Annotated in this window: 18 protein-coding genes and 1 pseudogene; 12 read left to right on the top strand and 7 right to left on the bottom strand. The window is 66.4% G+C overall.

What is annotated here, in order from left to right:
- Positions 1 to 133 precede the first annotated feature (133 nt).
- Positions 134 to 1,294, bottom strand: coding sequence for an acyl-CoA dehydrogenase family protein (locus AVP41_RS05190; protein ID WP_067161687.1), 1,161 nt, complete (start codon positions 1,292 to 1,294; stop codon positions 134 to 136).
- Positions 1,295 to 1,351: 57 nt separating this feature from the next.
- On the opposite strand from AVP41_RS05190, the gene AVP41_RS05185 reads away from it, so the two are divergent.
- A complete protein-coding gene (locus tag AVP41_RS05185; protein ID WP_067161684.1) occupies positions 1,352 to 1,756 on the top strand; it encodes a pilus assembly protein CpaE in 405 nt (134 codons plus the stop codon).
- A 152-nt stretch (positions 1,757 to 1,908) separates the two neighbouring features.
- Here the strand turns inward: AVP41_RS05185 and AVP41_RS05180 are convergent, their stop codons facing one another.
- Positions 1,909 to 3,117: an MFS transporter gene (locus AVP41_RS05180; RefSeq protein ID WP_067161681.1), complete on the bottom strand. Its 1,209-nt coding sequence runs from the start codon at positions 3,115 to 3,117 to the stop codon at positions 1,909 to 1,911.
- 351 nt (positions 3,118 to 3,468) lie between these two features.
- Between AVP41_RS05180 and AVP41_RS05175 the strand changes: the two genes are divergently transcribed.
- From AVP41_RS05175 to nrdF, 4 genes are read left to right on the top strand one after another with little or no spacing between them, the layout of a single operon-like run.
- Positions 3,469 to 3,702: a redoxin NrdH gene (locus AVP41_RS05175; protein WP_067161678.1), complete on the top strand. Its 234-nt coding sequence runs from the start codon at positions 3,469 to 3,471 to the stop codon at positions 3,700 to 3,702.
- An 18-nt stretch (positions 3,703 to 3,720) separates the two neighbouring features.
- Positions 3,721 to 4,152, top strand: coding sequence for a class Ib ribonucleoside-diphosphate reductase assembly flavoprotein NrdI (gene nrdI, locus AVP41_RS05170; RefSeq protein WP_067161673.1), 432 nt, complete (start codon positions 3,721 to 3,723; stop codon positions 4,150 to 4,152).
- Positions 4,134 to 6,290 (top strand): class 1b ribonucleoside-diphosphate reductase subunit alpha, encoded by a 2,157-nt coding sequence (gene nrdE / locus AVP41_RS05165; RefSeq protein WP_067161670.1) that lies wholly within the window; start codon positions 4,134 to 4,136, stop codon positions 6,288 to 6,290. Before nrdI ends, nrdE begins: the two co-directional genes overlap by 19 nt.
- A gap of 52 nt (positions 6,291 to 6,342) precedes the next feature.
- A complete protein-coding gene (gene nrdF, locus AVP41_RS05160) occupies positions 6,343 to 7,320 on the top strand; it encodes a class 1b ribonucleoside-diphosphate reductase subunit beta (protein WP_067161667.1) in 978 nt (325 codons plus the stop codon).
- A 169-nt stretch (positions 7,321 to 7,489) separates the two neighbouring features.
- Here the strand turns inward: nrdF and AVP41_RS05155 are convergent, their stop codons facing one another.
- Entirely contained in the window at positions 7,490 to 8,017 is a 528-nt protein-coding gene (locus AVP41_RS05155; RefSeq protein ID WP_082829022.1) for a pyridoxamine 5'-phosphate oxidase family protein, read from the bottom strand.
- Between the two features lie 163 nt (positions 8,018 to 8,180).
- Between AVP41_RS05155 and AVP41_RS05150 the strand changes: the two genes are divergently transcribed.
- Positions 8,181 to 8,816: a response regulator gene (locus AVP41_RS05150; protein WP_067161661.1), complete on the top strand. Its 636-nt coding sequence runs from the start codon at positions 8,181 to 8,183 to the stop codon at positions 8,814 to 8,816.
- A gap of 150 nt (positions 8,817 to 8,966) precedes the next feature.
- Here AVP41_RS05150 and AVP41_RS05145 read toward each other — a convergent pair whose 3' ends face one another.
- On the bottom strand, positions 8,967 to 9,809 hold the full coding sequence (locus tag AVP41_RS05145) for a universal stress protein (protein WP_067161657.1): 843 nt from the start codon (positions 9,807 to 9,809) through the stop codon (positions 8,967 to 8,969).
- A gap of 186 nt (positions 9,810 to 9,995) precedes the next feature.
- Between AVP41_RS05145 and AVP41_RS05140 the strand changes: the two genes are divergently transcribed.
- The 3 genes and pseudogenes from AVP41_RS05140 to AVP41_RS17045 all read left to right on the top strand — a co-directional run bounded on the left by AVP41_RS05140 (position 9,996) and on the right by AVP41_RS17045 (position 11,953).
- The gene (locus AVP41_RS05140; RefSeq protein WP_067161653.1) at positions 9,996 to 10,541 is read left to right on the top strand and encodes a flavodoxin family protein; all 546 of its coding nucleotides are present in this window, start codon (positions 9,996 to 9,998) and stop codon (positions 10,539 to 10,541) included.
- 113 nt (positions 10,542 to 10,654) lie between these two features.
- Positions 10,655 to 11,179: pseudogene (locus tag AVP41_RS17050) on the top strand (MBL fold metallo-hydrolase); the annotation flags it as partial.
- Positions 11,180 to 11,203: 24 nt separating this feature from the next.
- Positions 11,204 to 11,953 (top strand): MBL fold metallo-hydrolase, encoded by a 750-nt coding sequence (locus AVP41_RS17045; protein ID WP_331709383.1) that lies wholly within the window; start codon positions 11,204 to 11,206, stop codon positions 11,951 to 11,953.
- A 70-nt stretch (positions 11,954 to 12,023) separates the two neighbouring features.
- Here the strand turns inward: AVP41_RS17045 and ppsA are convergent, their stop codons facing one another.
- Positions 12,024 to 14,414 carry a phosphoenolpyruvate synthase gene (gene ppsA, locus AVP41_RS05130; RefSeq protein ID WP_067161644.1) on the bottom strand — a complete coding sequence of 797 codons (2,391 nt, stop codon included), beginning with the start codon at positions 14,412 to 14,414 and terminating at the stop codon, positions 12,024 to 12,026.
- A 104-nt stretch (positions 14,415 to 14,518) separates the two neighbouring features.
- Positions 14,519 to 16,165, bottom strand: a complete 1,647-nt coding sequence (locus AVP41_RS05125) for a sensor histidine kinase (protein WP_067161641.1) — start codon at positions 16,163 to 16,165, stop codon at positions 14,519 to 14,521.
- 363 nt (positions 16,166 to 16,528) lie between these two features.
- Between AVP41_RS05125 and AVP41_RS05120 the strand changes: the two genes are divergently transcribed.
- Genes AVP41_RS05120 through AVP41_RS05110 form a run of 3 tightly spaced genes read left to right on the top strand, consistent with a single transcriptional unit; the run spans position 16,529 to position 22,113 of the window.
- Positions 16,529 to 17,563, top strand: coding sequence for a zinc-dependent alcohol dehydrogenase (locus AVP41_RS05120; protein WP_067161637.1), 1,035 nt, complete (start codon positions 16,529 to 16,531; stop codon positions 17,561 to 17,563).
- A gap of 48 nt (positions 17,564 to 17,611) precedes the next feature.
- Positions 17,612 to 20,194: a magnesium-translocating P-type ATPase gene (gene mgtA / locus AVP41_RS05115; protein ID WP_067161634.1), complete on the top strand. Its 2,583-nt coding sequence runs from the start codon at positions 17,612 to 17,614 to the stop codon at positions 20,192 to 20,194.
- The gene (locus tag AVP41_RS05110; RefSeq protein ID WP_442922773.1) at positions 20,191 to 22,113 is read left to right on the top strand and encodes a heavy metal translocating P-type ATPase; all 1,923 of its coding nucleotides are present in this window, start codon (positions 20,191 to 20,193) and stop codon (positions 22,111 to 22,113) included. Before mgtA ends, AVP41_RS05110 begins: the two co-directional genes overlap by 4 nt.
- Before the next feature lie 92 nt (positions 22,114 to 22,205).
- Here AVP41_RS05110 and AVP41_RS05105 read toward each other — a convergent pair whose 3' ends face one another.
- Positions 22,206 to 23,009, bottom strand: a complete 804-nt coding sequence (locus AVP41_RS05105) for a TetR/AcrR family transcriptional regulator (protein ID WP_067161628.1) — start codon at positions 23,007 to 23,009, stop codon at positions 22,206 to 22,208.
- Positions 23,010 to 23,080: the final 71 nt, after the last annotated feature.

Below are 23,080 nucleotides of genomic sequence, written 5' to 3'. Positions count from 1 at the left end.
CGCAACCAGCCGCGCCCCCATGCACAACGGCGGATTCGGCCGGCGACACGCCGCGCCGCGGGCGCCGAACCGCGGCGTGTCGGTGAGGCGGTCCGCCGTTGTGCCCGGTGACGTGCGGACGCAGAAGGCGGGGCTAGGAGCCGAGCGGGCCCAGCCAGGCCGCGGCCACGGTGCTGTGCGCCGATTCCGGATCCGAAGGATGGAACTGACCGGCGAGCACGTCGCGATACAGGCGACTGAGCTCGCTCCTCGTGAAGTACGACGAGCCGCCCGCCACGAGCATCGCCTCGTCGACGATGTGCTTGGCCGCGGTGACCGCGCGGTGTTTCATTCCGCTGAGCTTGGCGAACCACATCGATCCGTGGTCGGCCTGAGTGTCGACGTCGCGGCCGAGCGCATCGAGCTGGGGGAGGAGGGCGTCGTAGGCGAGCGCCATCTCCGCGATCCGCCACCGGATGTCGGGATCCTGACTGTAGGCGAGGCCCGTCTTCTTCGACGTGCGTGACTGTGCCGTCTCGACGGCGAGATCCAGGGCTCGCCGCGCGATCCCGGTGTACACCGATGCGAGAAGCAGCTCGAACACACTGAAGATGCCGAAGACGAGCGGATCCGGCTGCGGACCGGGAGCGAGCCGGCGCACCACCCGGTCGGCGGGTGCGTGAGCGCCGTGGAGTTCCGTGGTGCGCGACTGAGTGCCCCGCATCCCGAGGGTGTCCCAGTCGTCGCGCGTGACCACCTGGTCGGATCGCGGCACGAAGGCGTAGACGAGGTGCGGGCCGTCGGGGCTCGTCGTATCGAGGCCGTGGAGGCCCAGCTGCGTCCACACCGGCGCCAGGGACGTGAAGATCTTGGTGCCGGTGAAGGTGTAGCCGCCGTCTCCCTGCGGGGCCGCGACCGTATCGCTGCCGAAGAGGACGAGATCGTTGCCGGCCTCGCTGATCCCGAAGGCGAACACCTCTCCGGCCACCGCCCCCTCCTGGACGAAGCGCAGACTGTCGATCCCGCGGTCGGCGAGCACCTTGGCCACCCCGGTCCACACCAGGTGCATGTTGACCGCCAGGGCCGTCGCGGGCGCCGCCCCCGCCAGGCGCTGCTGCAGCAACGACACCTCCGCCAGGCCGAGGCCCGCGCCGCCGAGGTCGGTCGGGACGAATGCGGCGAGGTATCCGGCGTCGCGGAGGTCGGCGAGGTCCTCTTCGGGGAAGGCGTTCTCGGCGTCGACGGCGGCCGCGCGGCGGCGGATGCGGTCGAGCAGATCGTCGGGGAGCAGCACGGAGGGGTCGAACGCGGTCACCGCTCCATTGTCCCTCTGCCGCGCCCGGTGCGGGCTCGTTCGGGGGAGGATGGGCGCATGATCTCGACAGACCTCGCTCTCGCGCTCCGCGACGCCGGGCTCGTGTGGCGTCCCCGGTCGGGTGACCGGTTCCAGCTGGACGAACCGGAGTTCGAGGCGGATGTCTTCACCGTCAGTGAGATGACGATCGAACCCCGCTCCTATCCCACCGGCACGATCCTCGCCTTCAACGGCACCACCGAGTGGGCGCTGGACTCCGTGGCGCTCGACGACGCGTTGTGGCTGCCGCGAGAGGATCAGCTCCGCGAGCTGTTGCGCGGTGCGTTCCGGGCGCTGAGGCGGGAGAGCGACACCCACGTCGTGGACATCGAGTTCGCCGGGCGGGCCGAGTCGTTCGAGCATCCGCAGCCCGAGGACGCGTACGCGCTCGCGGTGCTCTCGGTGCTGCGCCGGATCGAGTGACTGCGCGGCGCTGACGAGGTCGGACCCGGGAGCACAACGGCGGAGTCGTCGGCGCCTGAACCGGCGTGTCGTGAACGAGGCACGGCGTGTCGGGCTGTGGATCCGCCGTTGTGCACCGTCGAGCCGCCGTCGCCCGCACGCGCGGCCGTGGATCAGGTGATCGTGGGCACCGGTTCGGTGTCGGGGATGGGGCTGGCGTCGCGTCCCCGGAGGTCGGGGAAGCCGCGGACGCACGCGATCGCGACCAGCGCGCCGACGATGGCGAAGGCCGCGGCAGCCCAATACGCACCGACCGGGCCGACGCCGTCGATGAGGAAGCCCGCGGCGGCCGACCCGGCGGCCGCCCCGATCAGCTGCCCCGTGCCGATCCAGCCGTACGCCTCGGCCGTCTCGCTGAACTTGACGCTCGCGCTCGTCATGGCGAACATCACGGCCAGCGCCGGGGCGATCCCGATCCCGGCGAGGAAGAGCGACGCGCTCAGCCCCCAGAACGAGGCGAGGAGGAACACCGTCGCGGTCAGTCCCACCGCCACGACGGTCAGCCGCCGCGCCATCGCCCACCGCCCGATCGGGATGTGTCCGAACGACAGGCCCCCGGCGAGGCTTCCGAGCGAGAAGATGGCGAGGACGATGCCCGCGTCGAGCCCGCCGTGTCCGAAGGTGGCGACGACCCCGGCCTCCACCGCCGCGCACGCGCCGATCAGCAGGAAGCCGGTGACCGTGGCCAGGAGGACGACGGGCTTGGCGAGCACCTTCCCGAACGCGCGGCGGCTGCGCGGGATGCGCACGCGGCCGACTTCGGGGGAGAGGATGAACCACGCGCCGCCGCCCACGAGGAACGCCACGATCAGGAGCAGCCCCACCACGGTGCCGGCCTGGGTCGCGACGATCGTGATCAGCACGGGCGCGAGGATCCAGATGATCTCCTGCAAGCTGGCGTCGAGGGAGAACAGTGGCGTCAGCTGGCGTGAGTTGACGATCTTCGGATAGATCGTGCGGACGGCGGACTGCACCGGCGGTGTCGACAGGCCCGCGACCAGCCCGAAGAACATGGAGCCGAACAGCGGCATCGGCGCGAGCGCCAGCACGAGGATCGCGGTGGCGCACACGGCCGTCGTGAGCGTGAGCACGCGCCGCATGCCCCACACGCCCATCCACCGGCTGGTGACCGGCCCCGCCACCGCCTGGCCGATGGAGGCCGCGGCCAGGACGAGCCCCGCCGCTCCGTACGAACCGGTGGTCTGCTCCACGTGGAGGAGGATCGCCAGGCTCGTCATGCCGTTGGGGAAGCGGGCGGTCAGCTGCGCCGCGATGATGCGCGCGACCCCCGGAGTGCGAAGGAGATCCCGGTAGGCGGCCACCCCTCCACGCTAGCGACCCGGGGGGACACGCCGCGACACGCCGGGGCGTGCATTCCACAGGCGGATCCGATGTCGGGGGCCCGTCGTAGCGTCCAGCCTGTGGACAGATCCGACGGGGCCGCTGAAAAGGCCGGTGATTCAGGCGTTTTCCAGGTTCGGCGACACGCCGCAGCCTGTGGATGAATCGGTGGACAACCTGTGTTGAACCAGGGGAGAGCGGTGGAAAACTACACGGATGTAACTACTATCCCTTGTGGTTGCCCCCGATGTCCGTCCCCATATGTAGTATTGGACTCCCGGCGGGCTCCCCGCCGACGACACCATGATTTTTGAGAGGAAGAACGGGTCACCATGGCGATCACGGTCTACACGAAGCCGTCCTGCGTGCAGTGCAACGCGACCTACCGCGCGCTCGACTCCAAGGGCATCGATTACGAGATCCTCGACCTGTCCGAGGACCCGGCAGCCCTCGAGCACGTCAAGTCGCTCGGCTACCTCCAGGCGCCGGTCGTCGTGACCGACGAAGACCACTGGTCGGGCTTCCGTCCCGACAAGATCGACGAGCTGGCTTCGCGGCTGGCATGAGGCGGGGGCGGCGCTGAGATGCTGACAGCAACCCACGCGCCGCTGCTCGTCTACTTCTCGAGTGTGTCGGGCAACACGGCGCGTTTCATCGAGAAGCTCGGGATGCCGGCGCTCCGCATTCCCCTCTACCCGTCCGACCCGGCCCTCGTGGTCGACCAGCCGTTCGTGCTGGTCACCCCCACCTACGGCGGGGGACAGGGGAGGGGCGTGGAGAAGGGCGCCGTTCCCAAACAGGTGATCCGTTTCCTCAACGACGAGGCCAACAGGAACCTGCTCCGAGGAGTGATCTCCGCAGGCAACACCAACTTCGGCGACGACTTCTGTCGCGCCGGAGACATCATCAGCCGCAAGTGCCGCGTGCCGCACCTGTACAAGCTGGAACTGTTCGGCACGCAGGACGACGTCGATCGGGTGACCGACGGATTGGAACGATGGTGGAAGCTGCAGTGACCGAGACGACCTTCAAGACCGACGAGCGGTTCGAAGGGCTGGACTACCACGCGCTCAACGCGATGCTGAACCTCTACGGCGCCGACGGCAAGATCCAGTTCGACGCCGACAAGCGTGCCGCGCGGGAGTACTTCCTGCAGCACGTGAACCAGAACACCGTGTTCTTCCACTCCCTTAAGGAGCGCCTCGACTACCTCGTCGAGAAGGAGTACTACGAGGGGGCTGTGCTCGAGAAGTACTCGTTCGACTTCATCCAGCGCCTCAACGACCGCGCCTATGCGGCCAAGTTCCGCTTCGAGACGTTCCTCGGAGCCTTCAAGTACTACACGAGTTACACGCTGAAGACGTTCGACGGCAAGCGCTACCTGGAGCGCTTCGAGGACCGTGTCGTCATGACGGCCCTCGGCCTCGCCGACGGCGACGAGAAGCTCGCCGAGAAGCTCGTGGACGAGATCATCTCGGGCCGCTTCCAGCCGGCCACCCCGACGTTCCTCAACACCGGCAAGGCCCAGCGCGGTGAGCTCGTCTCGTGCTTCCTGCTGCGCATCGAGGACAACATGGAGTCGATCGCCCGCGGCATCAACTCCGCTCTCCAGCTCTCCAAGCGCGGCGGCGGCGTGGCGCTGCTGCTCTCCAACATCCGCGAGTCCGGGGCGCCGATCAAGCAGATCGAGAACCAGTCCAGCGGCATCATCCCCGTCATGAAGCTCCTCGAGGACAGCTTCAGCTACGCCAACCAGCTCGGTGCTCGCCAGGGCGCCGGCGCGGTGTACCTGAACGCGCACCACCCGGACATCATGAAGTTCCTCGACACCAAGCGCGAGAACGCCGACGAGAAGATCCGCATCAAGACGCTGTCGCTCGGTGTCGTGGTGCCCGACATCACCTTCGAGCTCGCCAAGAACGACGAGGACATGTACCTCTTCTCGCCGTACGACGTCGAGAAGGTCTACGGCGTGCCGTTCGGCGACATCTCGGTCACCGAGAAGTACCGCGAGATGGTCGACGACTCCCGCATCAAGAAGACCAAGATCAAGGCGCGCGACTTCTTCCAGACGATCGCTGAGATCCAGTTCGAGTCGGGCTACCCGTACATCATGTTCGAGGACACGGTGAACCGCGCCAACCCCATCAAGGGGCGCATCAACATGTCCAACCTGTGCTCGGAGATCCTGCAGGTCAACACCCCGACGACCTACAACGAAGACCTCTCCTACGCCCAGATCGGCAAGGACATCTCCTGCAACCTGGGGTCCATGAACATCGCGCTGGCGATGGACGGCAAGGACCTCGCGGGCACGGTCGAGACCAGCATCCGGGCTCTCACCGCCGTCAGCGACCAGAGCCACATCCGCTCGGTGCGCTCGATCGAGGACGGCAACGACCGTTCGCACGCGATCGGCCTCGGACAGATGAACCTGCACGGCTACCTCGCCCGCGAGCACGTGCGCTACGGGTCCGAAGAGGGTCTCGACTTCACGAACATCTACTTCTACACGGTGCTGTTCCACGCGCTGCGCGCCTCGAACAACATCGCGATCGAGCGGAAGACGACCTTCGACGGGTTCGCCGACTCGACCTACGCGTCGGGGGAGTTCTTCGACAAGTACATCGAGCAGGAGTGGGCTCCCCAGACCGAGAAGGTCAAGGAGCTGTTCGCTGGCATCCACATCCCCACGCAGGACGATTGGCGTGCCCTCAAGGCCTCCATCCAGGAGCACGGCATCTACAACCAGAACCTGCAGGCCGTGCCGCCGACCGGTTCGATCTCGTACATCAACAACTCGACGAGCTCGATCCACCCGATCGCGTCGAAGATCGAGATCCGCAAGGAAGGCAAGATCGGCCGCGTCTACTACCCGGCGCCGTTCATGACGAACGACAACCTGGAGTACTACGAAGACGCCTACGAGATCGGCTACGAGAAGGTCATCGACACGTACGCCGCCGCCACGCAGCACGTCGATCAGGGGCTGTCGCTGACGCTGTTCTTCAAGGACACCGCCACCACTCGCGACATCAACCGCGCGCAGATCTACGCGTGGCGCAAGGGCATCAAGACGATCTACTACATCCGTCTGCGGCAGCTGGCGCTGGAGGGCACGGACATGTCCGAGTGCGTCTCCTGCATGCTCTGAGCCCCGCGTCTCGCTTCGCTCGCTCCACGACCGGAAAACTAGGACAACGATCATGACCCCCGAACCGCTCAAGCTCGTCGACCACGTGCAGGCGATCAACTGGAACCGCATCCAGGACGACAAGGATCTCGAGGTGTGGAACCGCCTCGTGAACAACTTCTGGCTGCCCGAGAAGGTGCCGCTGTCCAATGACATCCAGTCGTGGAACACGCTGACGCCCGAGGAGCAGACCCTCACGATGCGGGTGTTCACGGGGCTCACGCTCCTCGACACGATCCAGGGGACCGTGGGCGCGGTGTCGCTCATCCCCGACGCGATCACTCCGCACGAAGAGGCCGTCTACACGAACATCGCGTTCATGGAGTCGGTGCACGCCAAGAGCTACTCGTCGATCTTCTCGACGCTGTGCTCGACGCCGGAGATCGACGACGCGTTCCGCTGGTCGGTCGAGAACCCCAACCTGCAGCGCAAGGCGCAGATCGTCATGGACTACTACCGTGGCGACGAGCCCCTCAAGCGCAAGGTGGCTTCGACGCTCCTGGAGTCGTTCCTCTTCTACTCAGGCTTCTACCTGCCGCTGTACTGGTCGAGCAAGGCGAAGCTGACCAACACGGCCGACATCATCCGCCTCATCATCCGCGACGAGGCCGTGCACGGCTACTACATCGGTTACAAGTTCCAGAAGGGTCTCGAGAAGCTCAGCCAAGCCGAGCGAGACGAGATCAAGGACTACACGTTCTCGCTCCTCTACGAGCTCTACGACAACGAGGTGCAGTACACGCAGGACCTGTACGACGGGGTGGGGCTGACCGAGGAGGTCAAGAAGTTCCTCCACTACAACGCGAACAAGGCCCTCATGAACCTCGGCTACGAGGCGATGTTCCCGTCGACGGTCACCAACGTGAACCCGGCGATCCTGTCGGCGCTCTCGCCGAACGCCGACGAGAACCACGACTTCTTCAGCGGGTCCGGCTCGTCGTACGTCATCGGCAAGGCCGTCGCCACCGAAGACGAGGACTGGGACTTCTAGGAGCTTCCTGTGCAGTTGGAGTGACGCTGAGGCTCACCGGCGGCACGAAGCTTCGGCGGTGCTGATCGAGTTGTCGCGAGATGTCGTCTCGCGTCACACGGCGGGGAGACGCAGAGCGTGTTCGCGCTCACGCGGCGACCGGCGGGCGGTGCGGTCCTCACCTGATGAGTCACGGATGATCGGTCAAGGGTGGCAGTGACGGGATCGGGGTGGGGCGTGTCGCGCTCTTCATGAGGTGTGGATCTGCGGGCGTGGCACCATGACGGGTCTGAGTCGGGCGGGTGGGCTGGTCGTCGTGGTTGGCGAAGCGACGTCCGGTCACCGCGGCCGCGGTGATCTTCAAGACGTGCGGCTTACGCCGGGGACTGGCAGTAGAGAGCCGGCGCACCCCGCTTCGCTCGAGTTCGACCGGATCCGTCGCTTGTGCGGCTGTGCCGCGGATCACGACGCTCCACCAACCCGCGTCATCGTGCCCATCAACCTCGAATGCCACGCTGGGGCGAGTCGTCAGCTGCACGTCCTTGATGTCTGCCGCGGTGCGAATGAAGACGGCGCCCTCGAACGTCACGAAGTTGACAGGGAAGATGTCGGGAGCGCCTTCCGCATCTGTCATTGCGAGCCGCCCCACGCTTCGGCGTTCGAGGAGTGTCCAGCATTCAGCGGTTTCGAGGTGGGTGCTCGGCGATTGAGTAGTCATGGTGGCGTCCTCTCATGTCCCTCCATCGCAGCACTCTCGCGGTCGTACCGATAGACCGAAGGTCCCGTGGGCACCACGTAGCCCTGGGCACTACCTGGCCCTGCGGTCGGTGTCCTCCTACGCTGAGCGCAGGGCCCACTTACACCGATCGAAAAGGACCGAGATGATCAAGGTCTTCCTGGTCGACGATCACGAGATTGTGCGTCGAGGGCTGTCGGACCTCCTGGACGCGCAGCGCGACATGGAGGTCGTCGGCGAGGCCGCCACGATCCATCACGCCCTCAGACGGATCGAGGCCACCGCACCTCACGTCGCTGTGATCGACGTGAGACTGCCCGATGGTAGTGGTATCGATCTGTGCCGAGATATACGTTCGCGGGCTCCGGAAGTCGCCTGCATGATGCTCACGGCCTACGACGACGACGAGGCCGTGAATGCCTCAGTGCTTGCTGGCGCCGCCGGATACGCCCTGAAGAACGTCGATGGGACCCGTCTTGTGTCTGCTGTGCGAGCTGTTGCTCAGGGCAGGTCCGCAATGAGTCCGTCGGTCGTGCATCGAGCGACCGAGAGTCTCCGGCAGCGCGCGGACGACAACGACCCGCGGATGGGCGCCCTGGGTCTTCGCGAGCGTCAGATTCTTCGCCTCATCGCGGATGGGCTGACCAACCGGCAGATCGGCGAGTGCCTCGGGATCGCCGAGAAGACGGTCAAGAACTACGTCTCGTCTCTCCTCAGCAAGCTCGGCTTGGAGCGGCGGACCCAGGCGGTCATCTTCCAGATCGAGCATCCGCGAGACTGACGGCAACGGATCAACGCCCGACCGCGGCCGGGTCGACGCCTAACTCGACCCTGTCCGGGCGGCTCTCGGGGAACAGGTCGCCCCTCATCCGCAGGGGCGGTGACCACCGCGATAGCGTGGCGCCCAGCAACGTGATGCGGGTCATTGGTTTCATCGGTCATCGCTGTCCGCAGGTGGGATCGCCCCCACCACTGCGAGGGGGCACGTGATCCGCCAGAGCAGGCGATGTGCGACGGAGCCGCCGACGAGGCCGTCCACCATGCGCTGCCTGTGCGTACCTATCACGACGAGCGATGAACGCAGCGCGTATCGCAGCAATGCTGCAGCAGGTTCGTCCTGCACAACCTCGCCGCTGACCTCAACGTGCGGGTGGGTCCCGACGACAGTAGCGCTCGCGATGTGGAGTGCGTTGTGGTGGGTGGCCACCTCCTCCTCGGCGTTGACCCGCAGCGCCACACGTCCAGGACTGGTCGGCAACGCCACCTGCGACGCATACACAAGACGGAGAGGAAGGCCCGCAGCGTCGGCTTCGTCTGCGGCGAAAGCGATGGCGCGGCTCGAAGAGCCATCGGGCGAGAAGCCCACCGTCACGGGCGCGGTTGTGTCTACTCCACCGGAGGGGACGAGGACGACCGGCGACCGCGAGGTGGTGATGATCCGCAGGGGCAGAGCACCCGCCGCGATCGCGTGTACCACGTGTCCGGTGTTGACCCCGACGACGACAAGATCGGAGTCGGGCATGCCCGACAGCGATTCGATCACTCCGCCTTCCAGACGGTGCAACTCGACACCGACCCCGGGCGCGTTCTCGCGCAAATACATCTCTGCGTCATTGAGCTGCTCGAGTGCGAGCTTGCGCTCGCGTGTGAACCGGGAGAGCACGGTGACGACGTCGACCGCCGCAACCTCGCGTGCGGCGCGCGCCGCGACCCAGTGCAACGCAGAGACGGCTGCGGGTGTCCCGTCATAGCCGAGAAGAATGCGCTCCACCATGTGCCGCCCTTCGCGAATCCCCAGATCTTTCCCCTGAACGTATGCGGGAGGGATGCGGTGGCGGGGGTCGAAGGTCCCATGCGCTCGACGGGACTTTCGGCCTCCGCCTGTCCCGAAGGCGGGTGTCTTATGGCGATGAGGCACTGTGACAGGAGTGACCTGCAAGGCGACGGCGGAGGAGTGATCATGAATGGGTACACATCGAGTCAGCGCGTCCTCGTCGTCTACGAATCGATGTTCGGCGCCACCCGGCAGATCGCCGAAGCGATCGCCACCGGGATGGGAGACGCCGTCGCGGCGCGGGTGGTCGCTATCGGGGATCTCGGCGAGACCGGTGTGGACGACGACATAGTGATCGTCGGCGCTCCCACTCATGCTCACGGGCTCAGTCGCCCTGAGTCGCGAACCGAGGCGGCTCGCTGGGCTCTTCACGATCGCCAGCACCTCCACCTTGAGCCGGCAAGCGGCGGAGGCATACGCGAATGGCTGAAATCGCAACCGACCTGGATCATTCGCCACGCTGCATTCGACACGCGCGCGGACATGCCGCGCATCTTCACCGGGTCCGCGGCCGTCGCGATCGACCGTCGTTTGACCAAGCTGGGCTCACGTGCGATAGACGAACCGCACAGCTTCCTCGTAGACAAATCCAGTCAGCTCCTGCCGAACGAAGCCGATGACGCACGTGCCTGGGGGGCAAGCCTCGCCGCTCGTCTTGGCACGCGGGTGTGATCGTGGGCACTCAGGGTCCGCTGCCGGAGTCACGCGTGCAGAGCCGAGGAGGAGACGGAGCATCGCTTCGCTTCCTCGGTGCTGCAGACAGCGTGACGGGCTCCCGCTACCTAATGCAGACCCCCGACGCAAGAATCCTCGTCGACTGTGGTCTGTTCCAGGGCTTCAAAGTCCTTCGAGAACGAAACCGGATGCCATTCCCCGTTGCGCCGGAGAGCATCGATGCTGTCATCGTCTCCCACGCTCACCTGGATCACACCGGCTATCTCCCGGCCCTGGTCCGCGACGGCTTCGATGGTCCCATCTACGCCACTGAGGGTACCGTCGAGCTGAGCCGCCTTCTCCTGCCCGACAGCGCTCACCTGCTCGAAGAGGAGGCGCGTCACGCCAAGAAGCACGGTTGGTCGGCTCACGAGAGGCCGACGCCGCTCTACACACAGCACGATGCCGAACGTGCGCTCAGTCATTTCCGCGCTCTTCCTTTCGATGAGCGCCGCCCCGTTGCCGGCGGGGTGCAGATGACACTCCGGACGGCGGGCCACATTCTCGGCGCGGCGGGGATCGCGCTCGACGTCGGGGAGACGCGACTCCGCTTCACCGGAGACCTCGGGCGGGTGGATGATCCGCTCATGCAACCACCCGCGCCACTGGAGGACGCGGACATGCTCGTCACCGAGAGCACGTACGGCGACCGCCATCATGAGCAGAGCGATCCAGGGATCATGCTCGGCGACATCATCCGTCGAACGGCCAAACGCAATGGCGTGGTCCTGATCCCTGCGTTCGCCGTCGGGCGCACCGAGACCGTCCTTCTGCATCTGTCTCGACTCCACGACAGAGGTGAGATCCCCGGCATCCCGATCTACGTCAACAGCCCCATGGCAGTGAGCGCGATCGAAGCGTACCGGCGGCATGAAGAAGAACACCGCCTCGACGCCCTCGAGCTAGATCGGATGTACCGCCTGCCTACGCTGATCTCGTCGGTCGACGATTCGAAGTTACTCAACCTTCGAGGCGGTCCCATGGTCATCATCTCGGCGAGCGGCATGCTCACGGGCGGACGCATCCTCCACCATCTGAGCGCGTATGGCCCCGATCCGAACAACGCGATCGTCATCACGGGCTACCAAGCGGGGGGAACTCGCGGAGCCGCGCTGCTGGCTGGCGACCGCACTCTGCGTATCTACGGGACGGACATCCAGATACGCGCGCACGTGCATCACATCGAATCGATGTCCGCCCACGCCGATGCGGATCAGCTCATCAACTGGATGCGGCCCGCAGGGCAGCCGCGCGCTGTCTTTGTCACTCATGGTGAGCCGCGAGCTGCGGACACGCTACGTGCGCGTATCAAGCGAGAGCTGCATTGGCCGGCACGAGTCCCCGAGCACATGGAGACCGTCGCGTGGTAGTCCTCCGCGGGCGTCGCGCCGAGCGCGCACGCTTCTCGACGCGTTCGTGAACGCCGCCCGACAGCCCGGCTCAGTCGTCGACGGCCGCTGAGGCGAGCCCTGCCGACAGTGCTCTCCACGTGGCGATCACGGCGTCGGGGTTCAGCGAGATCGACGTGATACCCATCTCCATGAGCCATCGCGCGAAGTCAGGATGGTCTGAGGGCCCTTGGCCGCAGATCCCCACGTACTTCCCTCTGCGGTTGCAGGCGCCGATCGCTCGCTCAAGGAGCATGAGCACTGCCGGGTCCCGCTCATCGAAGGAACGTGCGACGAGTTCAGAGTCGCGGTCGACGCCGAGCGTCAGCTGTGTGAGATCGTTCGACCCGATGGAGAACCCGTCGAACAGGTCGAGGAAGGCGTCTGCGCGAAGGGCGTTCGAAGGGATCTCGCACATCATCATCACTTTGAGTCCGCTGTCGCGGCGAAGCCCGTGGCGTTGCATGGCGGCCAGAGCCTCCGCACCTTCGCGGGGGGTGCGGACAAAGGGCACCATGACCTGCACATTGGTGAGTCCCATGTCGTCGCGAACGAAAGCGAGTGCTTGGCATTCCATCCCGAAACAGTCCTGGAACGCGGGTGAGGCGTACCGGGATGCGCCCCGCCACCCCAGCATCGGGTTCTCCTCGGTCGGCTCGTAAAGGCCACCACCGAGCAGCCCGACGTATTCGTTGGTCTTGAAGTCGCTGAGCCGGACGATCACCGGGCGGGGGGCGAACGCTGCGGCGATCGTGGAGATCCCCTCGGCGACGCGGCGGACGAAGAACTCGCGGGGCGACTCGTAGGCCGCGGTCAGGTCAGCGATCTGCGCACGCAGCTCGGGGACCAGCGTGTCCGCATCGAGCAGGGCTCGTGGGTGGATTCCGATCATCGACCCCACGATGAACTCCATCCGTGCAAGGCCCACTCCGCTGTTCGGTATCCCCGACAGCTCGAAAGCCTGATCCGGCACCGCCACGTTCAGCATGATGTCCACCGGCAGGGCGGGAAGGTCGGTGATCGTCGTGACGGTCTTGTCGTAGCGCAGCAGGCCCGCGTAGATCACGCCTTCGTCACCGTCCGCGCAGGACACGGTGACCGCCGCGCCGTCGGCGATCGCAGCCGTGGCGTTGCCGGTTCCGACAACAGCCGGCAGTCCGAGCTCGCGAGCGACGATCGCGGCGTGACAGGTGCGCCCGCCGTGATCGGTGACGATGGCGGACGCGAGCCTCATGATCGGTTCCCAGTCTGGATCTGTTCGCTCCGCAATCAGCACGTCTCCCTTCTCGAAGGCATGCATTTCGGTCAGGTCGTGCAGTACACGGACGTGGCCTGCTCCGATCTTCGACCCGACGGCATGCCCTCGAGCGAGCACATCGCTGTGCTCGGTGAGCGTGAAACGCGTCACCGTGGCACGGTCACGCTTCGCAACCGTGGTCTCGGGACGTGCTTGCACGATGTAGAGCAACTCATCGGTGCCGTCCAAGGCCCACTCGATGTCCATAGGCCGGCCGTAGTGCTCCTCAATGATCAGCGCGGTCCGGCCAAGCTCCTCGAGGTGCGCGTCGCTGATGCTGAAGCGCTTACGCGCCGCGGGGTCAACGGGTTCGACCAGCGTGCTGGCGCCTACCCGCGTGTCGGCGGCGAAGCGCATCGCGATCGCCTTGTCGCCACATTGGCGTTTGGTGATCGCGGGACGATGTGCGCGCAGCGACGGCTTGTAGAGGCAGAACTCGTCCGGGTTCACGGTGCCTTGCACGACGGTCTCGCCCAAACCATAGGTGCTCGTGATCAGAATCGCATCGCTGAACCCGGACTCGGTGTCGACGGTGAACATCACGCCGGAGACGCCGATGTCGGATCGCACCATTCTCTGCACGCCTGCGGAGATTGCGATCGCGGTCGCGTCATACCCGCGCTCCGTGCGATAGACGATCGCGCGATCTGTGTACAGCGAGGCAAAGACATGACGAACGGCGTCGAGCACGGACTCTACTCCGCGGATGTGAAGATATGTCTCCTGCTGTCCCGCGAACGATGCGTCCGGCAGGTCCTCAGCGGTTGCCGATGAGCGCACGGCCCACGACAGGTCAGGCGAGCCCCCCGCGTCGCCGACGACTGACTCGTGGGCCGTGCGCAGCTCTCGTTCGAAATCCGGGGGGAACGGCTGCTCGATGATCCATTGCCGTATACGAGCGGATGTGTCGGTGAGCGCGTGAAGATCGGACACGTCTAGCTCCGACAATGCGCGATCGATGCGGAGGGCGAGGCCGTCCCCGCGGAGGAAATCCCTGAATGCGCTCGCCGTCGTCGCGTATCCGTCGGGGACGCGCACGCCTAACCGAGCGAGCGAGCCGATCATCTCTCCCAGCGACGCGTTCTTTCCTCCGACTTGTGCGATGCCTGCGAGCGATACGTCCCGCAATGGGATGACCCCGACCATGACCGACCTCTCTCGTCGCAGTGCAGCCAACCTGCGCTGCTCCTTGAGCGTCTCTCGGCGGCGGGCGACAGCGGTGGGTCAAAGGTCCCGCGACCGACGGCGAACTACCCGGGAGACGATCGTTCGAAGGCGTCGAGGGGAACCTGCCAATGGGCTCGTGTCCCACCATGCGGTCGAGTCGCCATCGAGAACGACCCGTGCCGTTGCCGAGCGCGGTCGCGCAGGTTCTGTGTGCCCCCGACGTGATCGACTGTGACCGGCATGCCTCGTCCATCATCTTCGATGGTGACGGAGACCGAGTCCTCCTCTGCGGCAATGATCACCGTGCTGGTGCGCGCGAACGCGTGACGGGCGACGTTCGCCAGTGCTTCTCGTACCACCGCGACCACATCGTCGACGAGGTCTCCTTGGATGGCCAGGTCTACGGGACCTCGGAACGTCAGTCTGGGGGCAGTGGTGAGGGCCGTCGTCATTTCAGCGGCCACATCGAGCACGCGGTGGCGCGCGCTGGCCGTGCGGGCCTCTGGCCGGGTCCGGAGCGTGAAGATGGCGGTTCTGATCTCGCCGATGGCTGCATCGAGCTCCGCGACCTGCGCCTCGAGACGGGCTTCGTGGACGGGGTCCGCGGCGGCGAGTGCTTGCAGGTTCAGCCCCGCGCCGAAGAGACGTTGGATGACGTGGTCGTGAAGATCTCGGGCGATCCGCGCGCGATCCTCGCTGACTTCGAGTCGCTGCCTGTCTCTCCGCGCCCATGCCAGGGTGATCGCGATGCTCGCGTGCGCCGCGAACTCCGTGACCGTGTCCAGATCGATCTGACGGAATGCCTCCCGCCCGGGAATGCGAGCAACGCACAGTGCGCCGAGCGGCTTACCACCGGCCGTCAGCGGGACCGCTGCTGTGGGACCGAGCAGAAGGGCCCCGCTCAGGTAGGCGCGCTCCTCCGGGGCGGCGACGACGCTGTTCGTCCTCATCGCTTGCGCGGAGAGAGAACCGTCGGCATCGAAGAATGTGCCGTCGACGGACTCCGCCAAGTACCCATGAGCGGCCATGACGTGCATCGGGCCAGGGTCACCGTCCGGCACCACGATCGTGATGAGGTCCGCGTCTACGACCGATCCGACATGCGCCGCCACGATCGTGAGCACGTCTTCGTCCGCTGGGGCAAGAAGGGCGGCGTTGACCTGAGAAAGCGCGGATGCCAGCCGCTCCTGCCGTCGGGCGGTGTCGAAGAGCCTCGCATTGTCGATAGCGATCCCGGCTGTCGCGGCAAGCGATTCGATCATCTCGGCGTCTTCCTGCGTGAACGGCGTCCCGGAGGCGTTCGTGAGGTAGAGGTTGCCGAACACATGATCGCGCGTGCGGACGGGGACGCCGAGGAACGCGTCCATCGGAGGGTGGTGAGCCGGAAAGCCCACGGACCGAGGTTCGTCGCCGAGGTGCGGCAGCCGGAGGGTCTGGCCGTCTTGGAGAACGGCGCTCAATACTCCGCGCCCCTCGGGGAGATGTCCGATCGCTTCGACCTGAGAGGCGTCCATCCCCGTGTGAACGAATCGCTCGAGCCGCCCATCGAGCCCCAGCACACCGAGGGCCCCGTAGTCGGCGTGGACGAGGGAGACCGCTGCTCCCACGATGCGCTCGAGCACGTGGTCGAGTTCTAGTCCCTCCGCGACGGCGCGGTATGCGGTAAGGAGCGCGCGTAGTCGGCTCTCAGCGGTCAGCACGTGCTGAGCATCCACGATCAGGTCGCTCATACTCTTCGCGAACTCCGAACGTGGGTGCTCGGAGGACTCAGATGAATGGCTCATTCGGCACTTCCGCGTCTGCGAAATCGACAGCGAAAGGCTACGCCCGTGAGTACCGCCCCTCAAGCGCCTTGCCCCCGTCGTCGGGTGCCGGTGCGGTGGTGAATGACCCGTCTCTCGGCCACCGCCCGTCCGGTAGTCCGACACCTGCCCGGAGGCACGCAGACCCACGCGTGCCTCCGGGCAGGTGGACCGGGTCATCCTCGGGGTGGGGACGGATCACAGATGCAGCGCAGTGACCGCGGGACCTTGGGCCCGAAGCGTGGCCATTCCGAGAGTGAGACTTCTGGTGTTCACCCACGGGAGGAAACCATGAAGGCTGCCGTCGTTTCGAAGTTCGGAGATCCGGCGATCATCGAGGAGCGCGACATCCCCGTGCCGGGTCCCGGGCAGGTGCTCGTGCGGCTCGACACCTGTGGGCTCTGCCATACAGACATCCACGCGATGCGGGGCGACTGGCCCATCACACCCGTCCTCCCCTTGGTCCCCGGTCATGAGGGTGTGGGAGTCATCGAAGCCGTCGGCTCCGGCGTCACCGGTCGATGGGTGGGGCAACGGGTCGCCATGCCCTGGCTCGGTCACGCGTGCGGTGAATGTCGGTACTGCATCAGTGGCCGGGAGAATCTCTGCGAGAAGCAGTACAACAACGGATACGGCGTTCCCGGCGGGTACGCGGAGTACATGCTCGCCGACGCTCGATTCGCTGTGCGCGTCCCGGACTCGATCACGTCCCTGGATGCGGCGCCGCTGACGTGCGCGGGCGTGACGACATATGCGGCGATCAAGAACGCACGGGTCATTCCCGGGGAGACGGTCACGATCTTCGGCATCGGCGGGCTGGGGCACCTCGCCGTGCAGTACGCGCGACTGGTGGGGGCGAAAGTGATCGGGGTCGACGTCACCGAGGAGAAACTCGCACTGGCGCGGGATCTCGGAGCCGATTGGGTCGTGAATGCCGCCGAAACGGACCCCGTGGCGGCGATCCGAGATCTCGGCGGAACCGATATCGCTGTCGTTCTGGCAGTGGCGCCGAGCGTGTTCCGAGAAGCGTTCGACTCGCTGAACCGTGGTGGCCGGCTCGTCTTGGTCTCCCTCCCCGTCGACGGCACTCTGAAGATCCCGATCTTCGACACGGTGCTGAAAGGCATCAGCATCATCGGCTCGATCGTCGGTACACGTCAGGATCTTGTGGAAGTCTTCGACTTGCACGCCGCAGGCCGTACCCGTGTCGTCGCCGAACCCCGAGAGCTCGAGCAGGTGAACGACTGCGTGCAGGCCGTGCTGGCCGGCCATGTCGCGGCCCGTCTCGTCTTCACCTATCACACCGCAGATCTAGTGACGCAGTAGCCACGTGAGCGCGGCGCGCCTGCGTTGCCGCGCGCGAGGAGGTGCAGGGTGAGGGCTGGGACCGCCGACGACGTCGGCGGCGGATGGCCAGCGTCGCCTGACGCGGCCCGCGCCGCGATCGGTGCTCCCGTGACCGGATGGTCATCGGTCGAGGCCGCGCGCATGCTCGCCGAGACTGGTCCCAACACCGTCGACCGTGAGAGTCACCTGTCGCGCACGCGACTCCTGCTTCGCCAGTTCGCGAGCCCTATCGAGGTGATCCTGGTCGCGGCGACCGTTCTCGCCGGCATCCTCGGGGACCTGACAGACGCGGTGATCATCCTCGCCATACTGCTGGTGGCAGGCGTTCTCGGTTTTGTTCAGGAATGGAACGCGGGGAGGACGATGGCGGCACTCCTGGCTACCGTCGAGGTTGCCTGCACCGCGCGGCGTGACGGCGAGCGGGTGGCTGTGCCGCTCAGCGCTGTTGTCCCGGGCGATCTCCTGGAAGTGAGCGCCGGAGATGTCATTCCTGCGGATGGCATCGTCCTGCAGTCGAACATGCTGACCATCGATGAGTCGACATTCACCGGAGAGACGTTTCCCGTCGCGAGGCGTCCCGCCGTGCCTTCCGGCGGGGACACGTGTGATGTCGCGCGCGTGCGGCTCGGCACGCACGTCGCCTCGGGTACCGCAACGCTCCTCGCGGTGCGCACCGGCCCCGCAACCGAGCTGGCCCACATCGCCGCGGCTTTGGTGTCCACGAGCACGCCGACAGGCTTCGAGAAGGGGCTGACCGGCTTCGGGCTCATGCTCACACGGGTCATGCTCGTCCTCGTCGTCGTAGTCTTCGCCGTCAACATGCTGCTTCAGCGCCACGCGGTCGAGGCTGCGCTCTTCTCTCTCGCGCTGGCAGTGGGGCTCACGCCGCAACTACTGCCGGCGATTGTCGCCATCGGCCTTTCGAAGGGCGCGCGCGCTATGGCGCGCAAGCGTGTCATCGTCCGCAGGCTCGACGCGATCGAGGATATCGGGTCCATGTCGGTGCTCTGCTGCGACAAGACCGGCACTCTCACCGAGGGAGAGGTGCGCCTGTTGGAGTCGCTGGACGCGGCGGGCAACGAGCAAGCCGAGGTGAGTCGGCTGGCCAGCCTCAACGCGGGCCTTCACACGGGATGGCTCAACGCGATCGACACGGCGGTCCTCGATGCTTGTCCGCTCGACCCCACGGGCATCACGGGGTGTGGTGAGGTTCCGTACGACTTTCATCGCAAGCGTCAGAGCGTCGCGGTGCGACGCGACGATGAGTCGGCCATCACGCTGATCACGAAGGGTGCTTTCACCTCGGTTCTCGACGTATGTAGTCACGCGGCACACGAGCGGGAGACGGTGCCACTCTCGGAGATTCGTTCCCAGCTCGAGCAGCGCTTCGTCGAGCGCAGCAGTGCGGGGGATCGCGTGCTCGGCCTGGCCGTCAAACGGTGGACTTCACGAGAGCCCGGAGACTTCGAAGAAGCGGACGAATCCGAGATGACCTTCGTGGGGATGCTCGTCTTCTCCGACCCCGTGAAGGTGGACGCGGCAGATGTCGTGGCACAGCTCCATGCGATCGGGGTGAGCATCCGCATGGTCACCGGAGACAACCGGCTCGTTGCCCGTCATGTCGCTGAGCAGATTGGTCTGGAGACGAGCCTCGTCTACACGGGCGTCGACGTTGACCGGCACGGCGAGGAGGCGCTCGCCGTGGCCGTCGAGGGCGTATCCGTCTTCTGTGAGATGAATCCCGTGCAGAAGGAAAGGGTAATCCGGGCGTATCGGCGTGCAGGCCACGTCACGGGCTACTTGGGAGACGGCATCAATGACGCGCCGCCGCTGCGCGCTTCGGACGTGGGACTCACGGTTGACACCGCCGTCCCCGTGGCGAAGCAGTCTGCGTCGATCGTGTTGCTCGACAAGAACCTCGAAGTCACCCTCGAGGGCGTCACGCAGGGGCGGCGGACGTTCCAGAACACGATGAAGTACATCTTCGTCACCACAAGCGCCAACTTCGGCAACATGCTCAGCATGGCCGTCGCGGCACCCGTCCTACCCTTCCTTCCACTCCTCGCAAGTCAGATCCTTGCCGTCAACCTGCTCTCCGATGCTCCCGCAATGACAATCGCCACCGATGCGGTCGACGATGAGCGCGTGGCCCACCCGGAGAAGTGGGACGTGCGGCTCATCCGCACCTTCATGATCGTGTTCGGGACGCTGTCGAGTGTCTTCGATCTCGCGACCTTCGCCCTGCTACGGACTGCGTTCCATGCAGACGCGCCCGAGTTCCGCACAGCGTGGTTCGTGGGCTCGATCCTGACCGAGGTCGGGGTGTTGCTGGTGCTGCGGACGCGTCTCCCCGTCCACACGAGCCGCCCTGCAGGCGGGCTGGTCCTCACGAGTCTCCTGGTGGTTGTCGTGACCCTGTGGTTGCCGTACTCGCCGGCCGCCCCCGCGCTCTCCCTGGTCGCTCTTCCCGGTGAGCTCCTCACTGCGGTGGGGGTCGTGGTGCTGGTGTATCTGCTCGCAAACGAGATCGCCAAGGGGATCTTCTGGCGACGTATCGAGCGGGGGGCAGCTGTCCGCCGGGGGAGTCGAGCGAAGCGGGGCGGACCGTGAGAATGCTGGGCGCGCTCAGAAGCTATGGTGCAATCGCCGTGTCGACGGCTGTGCTTGTCGGCGTCCTCCTCCTTCACGTCGGCGGGATGCCCAGCGCGGGTCGGGTCGCCGCGACGGTGTTCGTCGGTGTGTATATGGTCTGGACCATCATCGGCATGGTGCACGACGCGCTCCGGGGTCGCATCGGCCTTGATGTTCTGGCGGTCGTGGCTATGGCCGCGACGCTCGCCGTCGGTGAGTACATCGCGTCACTGATTGTCGTACTCATGCTGTCCGGCGGACGCGCACTCGAGGAATTCGCGAGTCGGCGCGCACGAGGCGACCTCACCGCCTTGATGAAGCGTGCGCCGCGCATCGCGCATCTCCTGAAGACGAGCGCGGGGGGCGAAGATCGTGTCGATGACTGCGCCGTCGATGACGTCAAGGTGGGGGATCTGCTACTCGTGCGCCCTTCCGAGATCGTTCCGGTCGACGGAACCCTCGTCGGCTCGGACGCATCGTTCGACGAATCTTCCTTGACCGGGGAGAGCTTGCCGGTCACGCGCGACGAGGGGGAGGAAGTCCTCTCTGGTGCGATCAATGGAACGCGGGCGGCGGTGATCCGAGCGTCGCGCAGGAGTGCGGACAGTCAGTACCAGCAGATCGTCGCCCTCGTGCGAGACGCGCAGGAGAGCCGAGCACCGGTGGTGCGGCTGGCTGACCGGTTCGCCGTTCCGTTCACGGCGGGGGCCCTCGTCTTGGCGGTTGCAGCCTGGGCGGTGTCCGGTGCGCCGTCTCGTTTCGCAGAGGTGCTCGTACTCGCCACCCCTTGCCCTCTGCTGATCGCGGCGCCCGTGGCGTTTCTTGGCGGGCTCTCACGCGCTGCGAAGTCGGGCGTGATCCTGAAGAGTGGTGCCGTCATCGAGCAGCTCGCACGGGTGCGGGCTGTCGCTTTCGACAAGACAGGGACACTAACCGAGGGTCGCCCGCGGCTGGTTTCGGTCCGCCCCACCTCTGGCCTCGACCCCGATGAGCTCCTTCGCCTCGCCGCTTCGGCGGAGCAATACTCCTCTCATGCGTTCGCGGAAACGATCCGCCGCGATGCGGAGCAGCGCGGTATCCGACTCGTCTCCGCCTCCGACGCCACCGAAGTCGCCACGAACGGCGTGGCGGGGACGTTCGGGGATCACCGCGTCGCGGTCGGCAAGCCTGCGTACATCGAGTCGCTCGTGCCAGACCTCGCTCGCGTCGACCCGTCCGCGGCGGAAGGGGTCGTGTACGTCGCGGTGGACAGACGTTTCGGTGGAACGCTCATCGTCGCTGACGAACCGCGCGCAGAGTCGCGGCGTGTCGTGGAGTGGATGCTGCGGCACGGTGTCGAACGCGTCGTGATGCTCACCGGTGACACCCTGTCCACGGCCTCGGCGGTGGCGCAGCTGGTCGGGATCAGCGAGGTCCACGCGGAGCTGTTGCCGAGCGAAAAGGCTCGGCTCGCGGCGGAACTGCGGCCGAGGCCTGTGATGATGGTCGGGGATGGCGTCAACGACGCCCCGGTGCTCGCGGCAGCGGATGTGGGTGTCGCGATGGGAGCGCGCGGCGCGACCGCGGCCGGTGAGGCCGCTGACGTCGTCGTGCTCGTCGATTCTCTCGACGCGATCGTGACGGCGATGTCCGTGGGTAAACGCACGCTCCGCGTGGCGCTCACGGCGATCTGGATCGGGATCGTGCTGAGCATCGGACTCATGCTCGTCGCGACGTCCGGGATCATCCCCGCCCTCGTCGGGGCTCTCCTGCAGGAAGTGGTCGACTTGGCCACCATCCTCTACGCTCTCAAGGCCCTCAGCGCGGGGAGACGGGCCGCGTGGGGGCACGCGGCGCGCGATGCCGATGAGTCTCAGCGGCACGCGCGTACCGCCCGCCCCGAGCATCGAGATCGATGACGGCCGGGGCGAGTGTGCGGCGAGATCTCGATCGGGATCCTCTCCTCGTCGACGCTGTTGTGCTCGCGCTCTGTCGGTGCCCGCTCGCGCCATCACCCGGCGGCGGAGAGGTGCCGCTCGATGATGCGCGCGGCGGCGCGGAGTGGCTCGGCGTCGCCCATGATCGGGTCGAGCACCTGGGCGAACGTGAGGACCGACAGCACGGTGAGTGCCGTGTCGCGATCGCCCTGTGACGGCTCCGCGTCGACGCCTGCGCGTGCGGCGGCGATGAGCCGGGCGGCATGGTCCCAACTCCGGGCCAGGTACGGGGCGAGGTCGTCGCGCGCCTCGGCGTGGCGCACCGCGTACGCGTAGAGCTCGAGGGAGAGGAGCGTGGAGGGGAGCGAGACCTCGGGATCGCACGCCTCCGCGAACACGTCTGCGAGCGGCCTGCCCGTCTGCGCGGCGAACCAGCGGTCCTGCTCGTCGGACAGCTCGTGGACGATCTGGCGGAGGAGATCCTCCTTGCCGTCGAAGTTCGCGTAGACCGCGCCCTTGGTGTAGCCGGCCGCGGCAGCGACGTCGCCGACGCTCGCGCCCTCATAACCGCGCTCGGCGAAGACCTGGCGCGCCGCGGCGATGAGGTCGGCGCGGGTGCGTTCGGCCTGCGCGCGGCGTCGCGTGCTCGCCGTCTGGCGGTGCGCATCGCGCTGTTCGCGACTGCCTCCCCGGGCACGGCGCACCTGGGTCGAGGCCTGGGCGAGCTCGCGGGAGGCATCGCGGAGGGAGACGGCGAGGCTCTCGCTCATCTCCTTGCTCGCATCGGTCAGTCCGCTGCCGACCGCCTTCGTGAGCGCGGTGACGGCTTCCGCGAACGCGCGCGCGGCCGACCCCACCTCGTCCTCGCGTTCCGCCATCGGGCCATCGTACATCCCGATCGGTACGAGGATTTGAGTACCGAGTGGTATTCGGAGTACGGTTCAGATAC

The organism is Microbacterium sp. TNHR37B (assembly GCF_001620065.1).
GTDB lineage: Bacteria > Actinomycetota > Actinomycetes > Actinomycetales > Microbacteriaceae > Microbacterium.
The sequence above is the reverse complement of the archived record's forward strand: the minus strand, read 5'-3'. Positions and strand labels throughout refer to the sequence as shown.